This window comes from Escherichia sp. E1V33 (assembly GCF_004211955.1).
In the GTDB taxonomy this organism is placed as follows: domain Bacteria; phylum Pseudomonadota; class Gammaproteobacteria; order Enterobacterales; family Enterobacteriaceae; genus Escherichia.
In genome coordinates this window covers 206,061-220,467 of record NZ_RHJI01000015.1, presented here as the reverse complement: position 1 = coordinate 220,467, position 14,407 = coordinate 206,061, and the positions used below count along the sequence as shown (strand labels likewise).

At 52.7% G+C, this 14,407-nt stretch carries 13 protein-coding genes; 3 read left to right on the top strand and 10 right to left on the bottom strand.

What is annotated here, in order from left to right; translation table 11 throughout:
- Window positions 1-126 precede the first annotated feature (126 nt).
- On the top strand, window positions 127-1,107 hold the full coding sequence (gene ygfZ / locus D9742_RS15065) for a tRNA-modifying protein YgfZ (protein WP_130237435.1): 981 nt from the start codon (window positions 127-129) through the stop codon (window positions 1,105-1,107).
- Window positions 1,108-1,302: 195 nt separating this feature from the next.
- On the opposite strand, the gene D9742_RS15060 is transcribed toward ygfZ, so the two are convergent.
- Complete coding sequence (locus D9742_RS15060; protein ID WP_130237434.1) at window positions 1,303-1,962, bottom strand: hemolysin III family protein; 660 nt, start codon at window positions 1,960-1,962, stop codon at window positions 1,303-1,305.
- A gap of 163 nt (window positions 1,963-2,125) precedes the next feature.
- Window positions 2,126-2,437 (bottom strand): N(4)-acetylcytidine aminohydrolase, encoded by a 312-nt coding sequence (gene yqfB, locus D9742_RS15055; RefSeq protein WP_130237433.1) that lies wholly within the window; start codon window positions 2,435-2,437, stop codon window positions 2,126-2,128.
- 44 nt (window positions 2,438-2,481) lie between these two features.
- Here yqfB and bglA point away from each other — a divergent pair, with 44 nt between their 5' ends.
- Window positions 2,482-3,915, top strand: a complete 1,434-nt coding sequence (gene bglA / locus D9742_RS15050; RefSeq protein ID WP_165382781.1) for a 6-phospho-beta-glucosidase BglA — start codon at window positions 2,482-2,484, stop codon at window positions 3,913-3,915.
- 61 nt (window positions 3,916-3,976) lie between these two features.
- On the opposite strand, the gene D9742_RS15045 is transcribed toward bglA, so the two are convergent.
- The 4 genes from D9742_RS15045 to gcvT all read right to left on the bottom strand — a co-directional run bounded on the left by D9742_RS15045 (window position 3,977) and on the right by gcvT (window position 9,625).
- Window positions 3,977-4,720, bottom strand: a complete 744-nt coding sequence (locus D9742_RS15045) for an SDR family oxidoreductase (protein ID WP_130237431.1) — start codon at window positions 4,718-4,720, stop codon at window positions 3,977-3,979.
- Between the two features lie 405 nt (window positions 4,721-5,125).
- On the bottom strand, window positions 5,126-7,999 hold the full coding sequence (gcvP, locus tag D9742_RS15040; RefSeq protein WP_130237430.1) for an aminomethyl-transferring glycine dehydrogenase: 2,874 nt from the start codon (window positions 7,997-7,999) through the stop codon (window positions 5,126-5,128).
- A 118-nt stretch (window positions 8,000-8,117) separates the two neighbouring features.
- A complete protein-coding gene (gene gcvH, locus D9742_RS15035) occupies window positions 8,118-8,507 on the bottom strand; it encodes a glycine cleavage system protein GcvH (protein ID WP_130237429.1) in 390 nt (129 codons plus the stop codon).
- A 23-nt stretch (window positions 8,508-8,530) separates the two neighbouring features.
- Entirely contained in the window at window positions 8,531-9,625 is a 1,095-nt protein-coding gene (gcvT, locus tag D9742_RS15030) for a glycine cleavage system aminomethyltransferase GcvT (protein ID WP_130237428.1), read from the bottom strand.
- Window positions 9,626-9,913: 288 nt separating this feature from the next.
- On the opposite strand from gcvT, the gene D9742_RS15025 reads away from it, so the two are divergent.
- Window positions 9,914-9,997 (top strand): hypothetical protein, encoded by an 84-nt coding sequence (locus tag D9742_RS15025; protein ID WP_130237490.1) that lies wholly within the window; start codon window positions 9,914-9,916, stop codon window positions 9,995-9,997.
- A gap of 73 nt (window positions 9,998-10,070) precedes the next feature.
- On the opposite strand, the gene ubiI is transcribed toward D9742_RS15025, so the two are convergent.
- From ubiI to ygfB, 4 genes are read right to left on the bottom strand one after another with little or no spacing between them, the layout of a single operon-like run.
- Window positions 10,071-11,273: an FAD-dependent 2-octaprenylphenol hydroxylase gene (ubiI, locus tag D9742_RS15020; protein WP_130237427.1), complete on the bottom strand. Its 1,203-nt coding sequence runs from the start codon at window positions 11,271-11,273 to the stop codon at window positions 10,071-10,073.
- Between the two features lie 22 nt (window positions 11,274-11,295).
- Window positions 11,296-12,474, bottom strand: a complete 1,179-nt coding sequence (ubiH, locus tag D9742_RS15015) for a 2-octaprenyl-6-methoxyphenyl hydroxylase (RefSeq protein ID WP_130237426.1) — start codon at window positions 12,472-12,474, stop codon at window positions 11,296-11,298.
- Window positions 12,471-13,796 carry a Xaa-Pro aminopeptidase gene (gene pepP / locus D9742_RS15010; protein WP_130237425.1) on the bottom strand — a complete coding sequence of 442 codons (1,326 nt, stop codon included), beginning with the start codon at window positions 13,794-13,796 and terminating at the stop codon, window positions 12,471-12,473. Before pepP ends, ubiH begins: the two co-directional genes overlap by 4 nt.
- A 25-nt stretch (window positions 13,797-13,821) precedes the next feature.
- Window positions 13,822-14,400 carry a UPF0149 family protein YgfB gene (gene ygfB / locus D9742_RS15005; protein WP_001295378.1) on the bottom strand — a complete coding sequence of 193 codons (579 nt, stop codon included), beginning with the start codon at window positions 14,398-14,400 and terminating at the stop codon, window positions 13,822-13,824.
- Window positions 14,401-14,407 lie beyond the last annotated feature (7 nt).

Here is a 14,407-nt window from a genome sequence, read left to right as displayed (position 1 = left end):
TTTTTTTGGATGTCTCCTCGCAAAGCATATCAGAAGGCACAGATCGCGTAGTGAAAGCACTTGCATTGCCTCATAGCTCTTTTACCATTAGTCATTAATACGCCGTTTGTTACACAGGACTCCATTATGGCTTTTACACCTTTTCCTCCCCGTCAGCCTACGGCTTCTGCCCGTTTACCACTGACGCTGATGACGCTTGATGACTGGGCGCTTGCTACCATTTCTGGCGCGGACAGCGAAAAATATATGCAGGGCCAGGTAACAGCAGATGTCAGTCAGATGTCAGAAGACCAGCATTTGCTCGCCGCCCATTGCGACGCCAAAGGTAAAATGTGGAGCAATTTGCGTCTGTTCCGCGACGGCGATGGCTTTGCGTGGATTGAACGCCGCAGCGTGCGTGATTCACAGCTGACTGAACTGAAAAAATATGCGGTGTTCTCTAAAGTGACCATCGCGCCAGACGACGAGCGTGTGCTGCTCGGTGTTGCCGGTTTTCAGGCGCGCGCCGCCCTGGCAAATCTCTTTAGCGAACTGCCTTCGAAAGAAAAACAGGTAATCAGAGAAGGTGCGACTACTCTGCTATGGTTTGAACATCCGGCGGAACGTTTTCTGATCGTAACCGATGCAGCTACCGCCAATACATTGACCGATAAACTGCGCGGTGAAGCGGAGTTGAACAATAGCCAACAGTGGCTGGCATTAAACATTGAAGCGGGTTTCCCGGTGATTGATGCCGCCAACAGCGGGCAGTTTATCCCGCAAGCAACCAATCTTCAGGCGCTCGGTGGCATCAGCTTTAAAAAAGGCTGTTACACCGGGCAAGAAATGGTGGCACGAGCTAAGTTCCGCGGCGCCAACAAACGCGCGCTCTGGTTGCTGGCAGGTAGCGCCAGCCGGTTGCCGGAAGCAGGTGAAGACCTAGAGCTGAAAATGGGCGAAAACTGGCGTCGTACTGGTACGGTGCTGGCCGCAGTAAAACTGGAAGATGGTCAGGTCGTAGTTCAGGTAGTGATGAATAACGATATGGAACCGGACAGCATCTTCCGCGTGCGTGACGATGCGAATACGCTGCGTATCGAACCACTGCCTTATTCGCTGGAAGAGTAAATCTCTGTATCGCTTCGGGCATCTATTGCCTGAAGCGGCGCTGACGCGTCTTATCATGCCTGGGATTTGATGCCTTTATCACAATAGGGACGCGGCCCGTAGGCCGGATAAGGCGTTCACGCCGCATCCGGCAGTTACGCTCCGATGCCTGATGCGACGCTGACGCGTCTTTTCAGGCCTACCAATGCACAGCAATTACGGCTGCCCAATATACAAATAGATCGCCAGGAAATGGCACACACTGCCGCCGAGCACAAAGCCGTGCCAGATGGCGTGGTTGTATGGGATGCGTTTGCAGACGTAGAAAATCACCCCAAGCGAGTAAACCACTCCGCCTACCGCCAGTAAGGTAACGCTGCCCGCCGCGAGCTTAACTGCCATTTCATAAATCACCACCAGCGACAGCCAGCCCATCGCCAGATAGGTCACCAGCGATAAGGCTTTAAATCGGTGCGCAATAGTAAGCTTGAACAGGATCCCCAGCAGCGCCAGGCTCCAGATAACAATCATCAACCCGCGCGCTAGCGGAGAATCTAACCCCACCAACAAAAATGGCGTGTAGGTTCCGGCAATCAACAGGTAAATGGCGCAATGGTCAAATTTCTTCAGCCACATTTTTGCCCGTTGATGAGGAATGGCGTGATAGAGCGTCGAAGCGAGGAACAGCAGGATCATACTGCCGCCATAGAGGCTGTAACTGGTTATCGCCGTGGCGCTGGCATTAAGATCCACCGCCTGAACCAGTAGCAACACCAACCCAACTATACCGAACACCAGCCCAATGCCGTGACTGATGCTGTTGGCAATTTCCTCTGCCAGCGAATATCCCTGCTTAATGAGAGGCTTCTGAACCATAACTTACTCCGGAGAAACGTACACGCACGTGAACACTTCTCCAGCGTAACTGAGAATAGTTCCAGTGAACACCTGTTAGCTAAAATAAATTCTGATTTGAGAGTAATCTCCGAAAAATCATGAAATTAAATGTGAAATTTCAACTAACAGGCGTGAGTTCAACTTAAAGGCATTTAAATTCAATTACATAAAACTGTGTCTGACCAGGATAGATATCGGTAATGACCTTTTTCAGTTCAGCCAGAGTCATATTTTCCTGTTGTGCATGTTTTTCTGTGAGAGTATCCAGCGTTACGGTTGAAGTTGCGGTGACTTCAATGGTGCAAAAATAGCCGTCATCTTCAAAACGCCCAACTCGCAGCACATCGCCCGGGTTAAAGTGCGATTCAGACTCGTCGCGAATAGTGATGGTTTTACGCCCAGCCAGAATGTCATCCTGGAAACGTTGAAAAAAAGTGATGTCGTTTGGCTGCATGGTACTATTTCCTGTAAGAATTGACTCATTTGGAGCCTATGATAGTGAAAAAACTCACCTTACCGAAAGATTTCTTATGGGGTGGCGCCGTTGCCGCTCATCAGGTCGAAGGCGGCTGGAACAAAGGCGGCAAAGGGCCGAGTATTTGTGACGTACTAACCGGTGGCGCACACGGCGTTCCGCGCGAAATCACCAAAGAGGTTTTGCCAGGCAAATACTATCCGAACCATGAAGCCGTTGATTTTTATGGTCACTACAAAGAAGACATCAAGCTATTTGCTGAAATGGGCTTCAAATGTTTTCGTACTTCCATCGCCTGGACGCGCATTTTTCCAAAAGGCGATGAAACACAGCCAAACGAAGAAGGGCTGAAGTTCTACGATGATATGTTCGATGAACTGCTGAAATACAACATCGAACCGGTGATCACTCTCTCCCACTTTGAAATGCCGTTACATCTGGTGCAGCAATACGGCAGCTGGACCAACCGTAAAGTGGTTGATTTCTTTGTGCGTTTCGCGGAAGTGGTATTTGAACGCTATAAGCACAAAGTCAAATACTGGATGACCTTCAACGAAATTAACAATCAGCGTAACTGGCGTGCGCCGCTGTTCGGTTACTGCTGCTCTGGCGTAGTTTATACCGAGCATGAAAACCCGGAAGAAACCATGTACCAGGTGCTGCATCACCAGTTTGTCGCCAGCGCCCTGGCGGTGAAAGCCGCGCGTCGCATTAACCCGGAGATGAAAGTCGGCTGTATGCTGGCGATGGTGCCACTTTACCCTTACTCCTGTAACCCGGACGATGTGATGTTCGCCCAGGAGTCGATGCGCGAACGCTACGTCTTTACCGATGTGCAACTGCGTGGCCATTACCCATCCTATGTGTTGAACGAGTGGGAGCGTCGCGGATTTAACATCAAAATTGAAGACGGCGATCTCGATGTACTGCGCGAAGGCACCTGCGATTATCTCGGTTTCAGCTATTACATGACCAACGCGGTGAAGGCCGAAGGCGGCACCGGTGATGCGATCTCTGGGTTTGAAGGCAGCGTACCGAACCCCTATGTTAAAGCGTCGGACTGGGGCTGGCAGATTGATCCTGTGGGTCTGCGTTACGCACTTTGCGAACTGTATGAGCGTTACCAGAAACCGCTGTTTATTGTCGAAAACGGTTTTGGCGCTTACGACAAAGTGGAAGAAGATGGCAGCATCAACGACGACTACCGCATTGACTACCTGCGCGCCCATATTGAAGAGATGAAAAAAGCAGTGACTTACGATGGCGTAGATCTGATGGGCTACACGCCGTGGGGCTGCATCGACTGCGTGTCGTTCACCACCGGGCAGTACAGCAAACGCTACGGCTTTATCTATGTGAATAAACATGACGACGGTACTGGCGATATGTCGCGTTCACGTAAGAAGAGCTTTAACTGGTACAAAGAGGTAATTGCCAGCAACGGCGAGAATCTGTGATTAGCTGATGTGCCGGATGCAACGCCAATTGCGTTGCATCCGCCCAGATAACTTTCCCATCTTATTTCCCGCCTGCCAAATCGATAAAACTTCCCGTGACATAAGAGGCTTTATCACTGAGCAGCCAGACAATGGCCTGCGCGACCTCTTCCGCCTGGCCACCGCGCTGCATGGGGATGTTCGACTTCACGCGATCGACGCGTCCAGGCTCGCCGCCGCTGGCGTGCATTTCGGTATAAATAAACCCTGGCCGTACGCAGTTAACGCGGATCCCCTGCGCGGCGACTTCCAGCGATAGTCCGGTGGTTAACGTATCGATCGCCCCTTTCGATGCCGCATAATCAACGTATTCCCCCGGCGATCCCAGCCGTGAGGCCACTGAAGAGACATTGACGATAGCGCCGCCATTACCGCCGTTCTTAAGCGCCATGCGCTTTACCGCCTCGCGGCAGCAGAGAAAATATCCCGTCACATTGGTGGATAGTACTCGGTTGATTCGCTCTGCGGTGAGATTTTCCACTGAGCATTGGGTAAACAAAATTCCTGCGTTATTGACCAGTGCGGCCAGCGGTTCATCGCGCTGGTCGATTGCCGCAAACATCGCTACCACCTGGTTTTCGTCGCTGATATCCGCCTGGAGCACGAATGCCTTGCCACCGGCTTGCGTTATTAAGTTCACCACTTCCTGCGCCGCGTGGCGGTTTTGCTGATAATTAACCGCCACCGTATATCCTTCTTGCGCCAACTGTAGCGCGGTAGCCCGCCCGATGCCGCGACTGCCACCAGTCACAAGTGCTATAGCCATTTGTTTTTCCCAAAAAATAAAGACGCCAAAGCGCCTTTCAAATTATTGATGACAAAGTGGTTTTATTATGCCGGATGCGGCGTGAACGCCTTATCCAGCCTACAAGATCGTGCAAATTCAATATATTGCACAGACTATGTAGGCCTGATAAACGAAGTGCATCAGGCAATGTTGAGTTTGACATCAGTGTCAAAGGCGCCGAAGCGCCTTTCAAATTATTGATGACAAAGTGCTTTTATTATGCCGGATGCGGCGTGAACACCTTATCCACCCTACAAGATCGTGCAAATTCAATACATTGCACAGACTATGTAGGCCTGATAAACGAAGTGCATCAGGCAATGTTGAGTTTGACATCAGTGTCAAAGCGCCGAAGCGCCTTTAAAAGATAGTCGAATTAGAAAATTACTGGTATTCGCTAATCGGTACGCAGGAGCAGAACAGGTTACGATCGCCGTAAACATCATCCAGACGTTTCACCGTCGGCCAGTATTTGTCTGCCACGCCTGCCGGGAATACCGCAACTTCACGGCTATACGGATGCGCCCACTCGGCGACCAGTTCGTTCTGAATGTGCGGTGCGTTCACCAGCGGGTTATCTTCCAGCGGCCAGACACCAGCTTTCACCTGGTCAATTTCCGTACGGATAGCCAGCATCGCGTCGATAAAGCGATCCAGTTCTACTTTGCTTTCAGATTCAGTCGGTTCAACCATCAGTGTACCCGCCACCGGGAACGACATGGTCGGTGCGTGGAAACCGTAGTCGATCAGGCGCTTGGCAATATCCAGCTCGCTGATGCCGATTTCTTCTTTCAACGGACGAATATCGAGAATACATTCGTGCGCCACGCGACCGTCACGACCGGTATACAGCACCGGGAAGGCATCCTGCAGGCGGCTGGCAATATAGTTGGCGTTGAGGATTGCCACCTGGCTTGCTTTTTTCAGCCCTTCAGCGCCCATCATGCGGATGTACATCCAGCTGATTGGCAGAATGGATGCGCTACCGAACGGTGCCGCAGAAACCGCGCCCTGACGGGTTAACATACCTTCGATTTGCACCACGCTATGACCCGGTACAAACGGTGCCAGATGCGCTTTCACGCCGATCGGTCCCATACCAGGGCCGCCACCGCCGTGCGGAATGCAGAAGGTTTTATGCAGGTTAAGGTGTGAAACGTCCGCGCCAATAAAGCCCGGTGAGGTAATGCCGACCTGAGCGTTCATGTTCGCACCATCAAGATAAACCTGACCGCCGAACTGATGCACGATTTCACATACTTCACGGATCGTTTCTTCATACACGCCGTGCGTGGAAGGATAGGTCACCATGATGCAGGAGAGATTATCGCCCGCCTGCTCTGCTTTCGCGCGCAGGTCTGCCAGATCGATGTTGCCATTTTTATCACACGCCACAACCACCACCTGCATTCCTGCCATATGCGCGGAAGCCGGGTTAGTGCCGTGCGCAGAGGCCGGGATCAGGCAGATATCGCGATGCCCTTCGTTGCGGCTTTCATGATAATGACGAATCGCCAGCAGGCCCGCGTATTCGCCCTGAGCGCCAGAGTTCGGCTGCATACACACAGCGTCGTAACCGGTCAGTTTCACCAGCCAGTCAGCTAGTTGCGCGATCATCTGCTGATAACCCTCGGCCTGTTCCGGCGGGCAGAACGGGTGCAGTTCGGCAAATTCCGGCCAGGTGATTGGGATCATCTCGGCGGCGGCATTCAGTTTCATGGTGCAGGAACCCAGCGGGATCATCGCCTGATTCAGCGCCAGATCTTTACGCTCCAGCGAGTGCATATAGCGCATCATTTCGGTTTCGCTGTGGTAGCGATTAAACACCGGATGGGTGAGGATTTCGTCGTCGCGCAGCATCGCAGGTTGAATCGAGCGGCTGTCGTGAGCCACGTCTTTGTCCAGCGTGTCGATCTCCAGCCCGTGGTTATCGCCCAGTAACACGCTGAAAAGCTGCATCACGTTTTCACGCGTGGTGGTTTCATCAAGGGTGATCCCCACGGCGTTCAGAATATCGCTCCGCAGGTTGATTTCAGCCGCTTCGGCACGCGCCAGTACGCCAGCTTTGTCTGCCACTTCCACACACAAGGTGTCGAAATAGTGCTCATGACGCAGTTTCAGACCTTTTTGTTGCAGGCCCGTCGCCAGGATATCGGTCAGACGATGAATACGGTTAGCGATACGTTTCAGGCCAACCGGACCGTGGTAAACGGCATACAGACTGGCAATGTTTGCCAGTAGTACCTGGGAAGTACAAATGTTGGAGTTCGCTTTCTCACGGCGAATATGTTGCTCGCGAGTCTGCATCGCCATGCGCAGCGCGGTATTGCCCGCGGCATCTTTCGATACGCCGATAATACGGCCCGGCATTGAGCGTTTATATTCGTCTTTCGCTGCAAAGAATGCCGCGTGTGGGCCACCGTAGCCCATCGGTACGCCAAAGCGTTGCGCTGAACCAAAGACAATATCCGCGCCCTGTTTGCCCGGCGCAGTTAACAGCACCAGCGCCATAATATCGGCGGCGACGCTGACCACAATTTTGCGTGATTTCAGTTCGCTGATAAGCGCAGTGTAGTCGTGAATTTCACCAGTAGTACCGACCTGCTGTAACAGCACGCCGAACACGTCCTGATGATCGAGCACTTTTTGCGCGTCATCGACAATCACTTCAAAACCAAAGGTTTCTGCGCGGGTGCGAACCACATCGAGCGTTTGCGGATGAACGTCAGAAGCAACGAAGAAGCGGTTGGCATTTTTCAGTTTGCTGACGCGTTTCGCCATCGCCATTGCTTCGGCGGCAGCAGTGGCTTCGTCAAGAAGAGAAGCAGAGGCCATATCCAGCCCGGTTAAATCCAGCGTTACCTGCTGGAAGTTGAGCAGTGCTTCAAGGCGGCCCTGGGAGACTTCAGGTTGATACGGAGTATACGCGGTATACCAGCCCGGATTTTCCAGCATGTTACGCAGGATAACCGGCGGTAGCTGCACGGCGGTGTAACCCATGCCGATGTAAGACGTGAAGCGTTTATTGCGACTGGCAATAGCCTTGAGTTCCGCCAACGCGGCATATTCGGTCGCCGGTGCGCCAACCTGCGGCGGAGTCGCAAGCTGAATATCTTTCGGCACAATCTGGCCGGTCAGCGCGTTTAACGATTGTGCGCCAACGGCATTCAGCATTTCTTGCTGTTGCGCGGCGTCCGGTCCGATATGGCGTTCAATAAAAGCGCCGCTGTTTTCAAGCTGGCTTAACGTCTGTGTCATGAGCGATGGTTCCTGAAACGTGCAGTGAATGGTGATCCTCTCTCCTTGCGAAGAGAGTGAGGGTGAGGCGTAAATTCGCCTCACCCTGATCCTCTCCCGCAGAAGAGGAATAAAGCCGTTACTCGTCTTCTAACAATGCTTCGTATGCGGTTGCATCCAGCAGTGATTCCAGTTCGCTTTCATCGCTGGCTTTGATTTTAAAGATCCAGCCGCCTGCATACGGTTCGCTGTTCACCAGTTCCGGGGAATCGCTCAGTACGTCATTCACCGCCACGATTTCGCCGCTTACTGGCGCATAAATGTCTGATGCCGCTTTTACTGATTCGGCAACCGCGCAGTCATCGCCCGCGCTAACCGTTGCGCCCACTTCCGGCAGGTCAACAAACACCATATCGCCTAACAGCTCCTGAGCGTGTTCGGTGATGCCAACGGTGTAAGTGCCGTCGGTTTCTTTACGCAGCCATTCGTGTTCTTTGCTGTATTTCAGTTCTGCTGGTACGTTGCTCATCAATCAATCTCCAAAAAAGTAAATCACGCGACGGCTTTGCCGTTACGCACAAAAACAGGTTTAGTCACTTTTACCGGCATTTCACGGTTGCGAATTTGCACAATCGCTGTTTCGCCAATGCCTTCCGGCACACGCGCCAGCGCAATGCTGTAGCCCAGCGTCGGGGAGAAAGTACCGCTGGTGATAATGCCTTCTTGCTGGTTGCCCTGTGCGTCGGTAAAACGTACCGGCAGTTCACTACGCAGCACGCCTTTTTCGGTCATCACCAGGCCAACTAATTTTTCTGTGCCATGCTCACGCTGCACTTCCAGGGCTTCACGACCGATGAAGTCACGATCTGCCGGTTCCCAGGCGATAGTCCAGCCCATATTGGCGGCTAAAGGAGAGATGGTTTCGTCCATCTCCTGGCTATACAGATTCATACCCGCTTCCAGACGCAGCGTGTCACGCGCCCCCAGACCGCAGGGTTTAACGCCCGCTTCCACCAGCGCCCGCCAGAAATCCGCCGCTTTTTCATTGGGCAGCGCAATTTCATAGCCCGCTTCACCGGTGTAACCGGTAGTGGCAATAAACAGATCGCCCGCCTGCACACCAAAGAACGGTTTCATCCCTTCCACTGCCTGACGCTGGGCGTCATTAAACAGTGTGGCAGCTTTTGCCTGCGCATTCGGCCCTTGTACAGCAATCATGGAAAGGTCATCACGAACAGTAATTTCGATGCCGAAAGGTTCAGCGTGTTGGGTAATCCAGGAGAGGTCTTTTTCGCGGGTGGCGGAGTTAACAACGAGGCGGAAGAAATCTTCAGTGAAGTAGTAGACGATCAGGTCATCTATCACACCGCCAGAGGCATTCAACATCCCCGAGTAGAGGGCTTTGCCGCTTTTGGTGAGCTTCGCTACATCGTTCGCCAGTAGATAACGCAGAAACTCCCGGGTGCGACTGCCGCGAAGATCGACGATGGTCATATGTGACACATCAAACATTCCAGCATCGGTACGTACCGCATGATGTTCGTCGATTTGCGAACCGTAATGCAGCGGCATCATCCAGCCGTGGAAATCCACCATGCGAGCGCCGCAAAGCGTGTGTTGTTCGTACAAAGGAGTCTGTTGTGCCATCTTGTCCTCATTGAATAAGCGGGGCTGACAACTTTTCGTGGTGAAATTGTCACCACGAAACCCAGCATCGGAGCCACTCCCGGTCCCCAACGCAATCGTTCTCTTTTCCCTGAACTTACCACCGAAACAGACGGTTAACCATAAGGTAAAATTGATCATCACATTAGCTTATGGTTTAAAAACGCAAAAATGACAACAGAATAAAAAACCAAAAAATATTTTACCAATGAACGAATATGACGAATTAATAAATCGATTTTGAATAAACCAATATTAAGAACTAAAAAATTGTCTAAAATCACTAAATCAAAAATTAGTGACATTAGAAAATATAATGCGAAAACGCAGGTGAAATTAGTTTATTTCAAATGAGGAGAATCCCCCGGTTAAAAAACCGGGAGACGAAAGTGTGATGGGTATCAAATAAACAAAAGAGGAGAAATTTTTAACGCAGCCATTCAGGCAAATCATTTAATCCCATTGCCTGACGAATGAGTTGCGGCTTTACGCCAGGAAGCGTGTCAGCCAGTTTCAGGCCAATATCGCGCAGCAGTTTTTTCGCCGGATTAGCCCCGGAAAAGAGATCACGAAAGCCCTGCATACCTGCCAGCATCAGCGCCGCACTATGCTTGCGGCTACGTTCATAGCGACGCAGGTAAATGTACTGCCCGATGTCTTTACCCTGACGATGCAACCGTTTCAGTTCAGCGATCAACTCTGCGGCGTCCATAAAGCCGAGATTTACCCCCTGCCCCGCCAGCGGATGAATGGTATGCGCGGCGTCGCCCACCAGCGCCAGACGGTGCGCGGCAAACTGGCGCGCATAACGCCCCGTCAGTGGGAACACCTGACGCGCGCTCTCAACCTTGCATAAGCCAAGGCGATTATCAAAAGCGATATTTAACGCGCGATTAAATTCGTCTTCACCTGCCTGCTGCATCCGCTGCGCTTCCTCTGGCGATAGGGACCAGACAATCGAGCAAAGGTGCGGATCACTAAGCGGCAAAAAGGCCAGAATACCTTCGCCGTGGAAAACCTGCCGCGCCACAGCTTCATGCGGTTCTTCAGTGCGAATGGTCGCGACCAGTGCGTGATGCTGATAATCCCAGAAAGTCAGCGGGATATCGGCTTTGTTGCGCAACCAGGAATTAGCGCCGTCTGCGCCAATCACCAGACGCGCCGTTAACATGCTGCCGTCTTTCAGCGTCAGGAAGGTTTCATTTTCTCCCCAGGCGACCTGCTGTAATTCTGCGGGGGCCAGCAGGGTGATATCTGACGACTGCAGCGCTTTGTTCCACAGCGCGTAGTGAATCACTGAGTTTTCAACGATATGCCCAAGATGGCTATAGCCCATGCTTTGATCGTCAAACGAAATGTGACCAAAACTGTCTTTGTCCCACACTTCCATGCCGTGATAGCAACTGGCCCTACGAGAGAGAATGTCCTGCCAGACGCCAAGACGAGTGAGTAATTTTTCGCTGGCGGCATTGATAGCCGAAACGCGCAGTTGTGGTGGTGCATCCGCCGCCAGAGGTTCCGGTACGCGCTGCTCCAGTACGGCAACGCGTAAGCCGCTACCCTGTAAGCCGCAGGCAACCGCCAGCCCCACCATGCCGCCGCCAACAATGGCTACATCAACACTTTGCATTGTTTATTCCTTAAAACCGCCTTCAACGCGCCACCCAACCGAGGGTGCGCTGCGCCAGCACATCTCGTGCCGGAGTGAATAATTCCATCGCCATCAGCCCGATGTTGCGCCCAACAACCAGCGGCGCCCAACGGTTGGCAAAAAGATGCACCAGACTGTCCGTGACGCCGATGGTTGCTTCGCGATCGCTCTGTCGACGCTGCTGATAACGGCACAAGACGCCGTAATCACCAATGTCATCTCCGCGCTCCTGTGCCTGAGTCAGGGTTTCCGCAAGGCTCATGACATCACGCATACCGAGGTTGAACCCTTGCCCGGCAATCGGGTGCAGAGTTTGCGCCGCATTACCCACCAGCAAGGTGCGATGGGTAATAGGTTTGGCAGCACGGGTTAACGTCAGCGGATAAGCACTGCGTTTTCCGGCGTGGGTAATTTTCCCAAGTCGCCAGCCAAAGGCAGACTGGAGTTCACGGCAAAACTTCTCGTCGCTCCACGCCAACACTTCTTCGCGCCGTTCCAGTGGATGACACCAGACCAGAGAACAGCGTCCTTCAGACATCGGCAACATCGCCAGCGGGCCATGTTGCGTAAAGCGTTCAAAAGCGCGCCCTTCATGCGCAACGGAAGTCGCAACGTTAGCAATCACAGCCAGTTGTTCGTAAGGCTCCTGCTGCCAGTCAACGCCACAGGTAGTCGCTAACGCTGAACGGGTGCCGTCAGCGGCTACCAGCACACGGCCCGTCAGCATCTCGCCGCTCTCCAGCGTCACTTCAACGTGACTCTGAGTACGGGAAACGTTAGCCACGCGATCAGGACAATGCAGCGTGACGCCTGGTGCTTTACGCAACAGCGCAAACAGCCGTTGCCCAACATTGTGCAATTCGACAACCTGCCCTAGCGCCGCCAGTTGATAATCTTCTGCGGCAAGAGTGACGAATCCGGCATGGCCGCGATCGCTGACATGAACGGTGGTGATGGCGGTTGCGCAATCGGCCAGAGATTGCCAGACACCGATGCGCGCCAGTTGCTGACAAGTGCCTGCTGCCAGCGCAATAGCCCGGCCATCAAAGCCTGGATGGGCATGTGACTCTGGTGCGGTCGCTTCAATCAGATGTACCGACAGCGCCCCGTGACTTAATCGGGAAATAGCCAGCGCCAGCGTCGCGCCCGCCATGCCGCCACCGATGATGATTACGCTCATTGCTTTCTCGCAGCTGCCATCAATGCTTCGATTTCTTCCGGCTTTTTCACCACGCTGGCAGTGAGATTTTCGTTGCCGGTTTCGGTAATCACAATGTCATCTTCAATACGAATGCCGATACCGCGATATTGTTCTGGCACATCCGCATCCGGCGCAATATACAGCCCCGGCTCTACGGTCAGAGCCATGCCCGGTTCAAGAATGCGCGAGCGATCCTGGCCATAAACGCCAACGTCATGAACATCCAGACCTAACCAGTGGCTAAGGCCATGCATAAAGAAAGGACGATGTGCGTTCTGAGCGATCAGTTCATCAACATCACCTTTCAGGATCCCGAGTTTTACCAGGCCGTTAATCATGATGCGCACAACTTCACCGGTGACTTCCTGAATGGATGTTCCCGGACGATACAGGCGCAAGCTGGTTTCGAGAGATTCCAGCACAATATCGTAGATTTCACGCTGGGCCTGGGTGAATTTGCCATTGACCGGGAAGGTGCGGGTGATATCGCCAGCGTAACCTTTGTATTCACAACCAGCATCAATCAACACCAGGTCGCCGTCGCGCATTTCACACTCGTTTTCGGTGTAATGCAGAATGCAGCCGTTTTCACCGCTGCCAACAATGGTGTTATAGGAAGGGTAACGCGCACCGTGGCGGTTAAATTCGTGGTGAATTTCGCCTTCCAGATGGTACTCGAACATCCCCGGACGGCATTTTTCCATCGCCCGTGTATGCGCCAGTGCGGTGATTTCACCCGCGCGGCGAAGTACGGCAATCTCTTCCGGTGATTTGAACAGGCGCATTTCATGAACAATGGGACGCCAGTCGATCATCGTTGCCGGTGCGGTGAGATTTTGTCGCGAGCCTTTACGCAGCTTTTCCAGCGCGCTGTTCACGATCTCATCAGCATAGGCATATTCGCCCTGAGCGTGGTAAACCACATCCAGACCATTAAGCAGTTGATAAAGTTGCTGATTGATTTCACTGAACGCCAGTGCGCGGTCAACGCACAGTTTCTCTGGCGCGGCATCCTGACCTAAACGACGGCCAAACCAGATCTCCGCCGTCAGGTCGCGCACGCGGTTAAACAAAACGCTGTGGTTATGAGTGTCATCGCTTTTAATCAGCACCAGCACCGCTTCCGGTTCATTAAAGCCGGTGAAGTACCAAAAGTCGCTGTTCTGACGATAAGGGTATTCGCTGTCGGCGCTTCGGGTCACTTCAGGTGCCGCAAAAATCAGCGCGGCGCTGCCGGGTTGCATTTGCTCCACCAGGGCCTGACGGCGGCGCTGAAATTCCTGCTGAGATATCTCACTCATAACACTCTCCTTACGTTTTTTGTTTTTAGTGTAGAGTTGGTTTTTGTACTTCTGGTGCGGTCGGTTGCGGATGAGTAAAGGTATCGTGGCATAACAGCGCGGCAACACGAACGTATTCGATGATCTCTTCAAGCGACATTTCCAGCTCTTCCTGATCTTCGTCTTCGTCGTAGCCCAACTGCGCGATGTTACGCAGATCGTCGATAGCTTCACCGGTTTCGCCAGTCACTTTATCCAGCTTCGGTTGCGTAACGCCAAGACCGAGCAGGAAGTGGTTTACCCAGCCTGCTAACGCATCCGCGCGGTCGAAAACGCTAACGTCATCGCCATCAGGCAGATAAAGCTGAAAAAGGAAGCCATCATCTTGCAGGGCATCGCTGGTGGCAGAGTGCATTTTGCGCAATGCCTGGGCAAGTTCATGCCCGAAAGCCATACCTTCGTTCGTCAGGTCGTGAAGCAGCGGCAGCCAGGAGCTGTCGTCATTACCGCCACATATCATCCCGCTGATTAAACCATGCATTTCAGCAGGGGTCAGACCTGTCCCTTGTTGGTTCAGATACTGGTTCATTTCATTGTAACCAGGCATTTCGTTCTGTATTGACATAAGCATT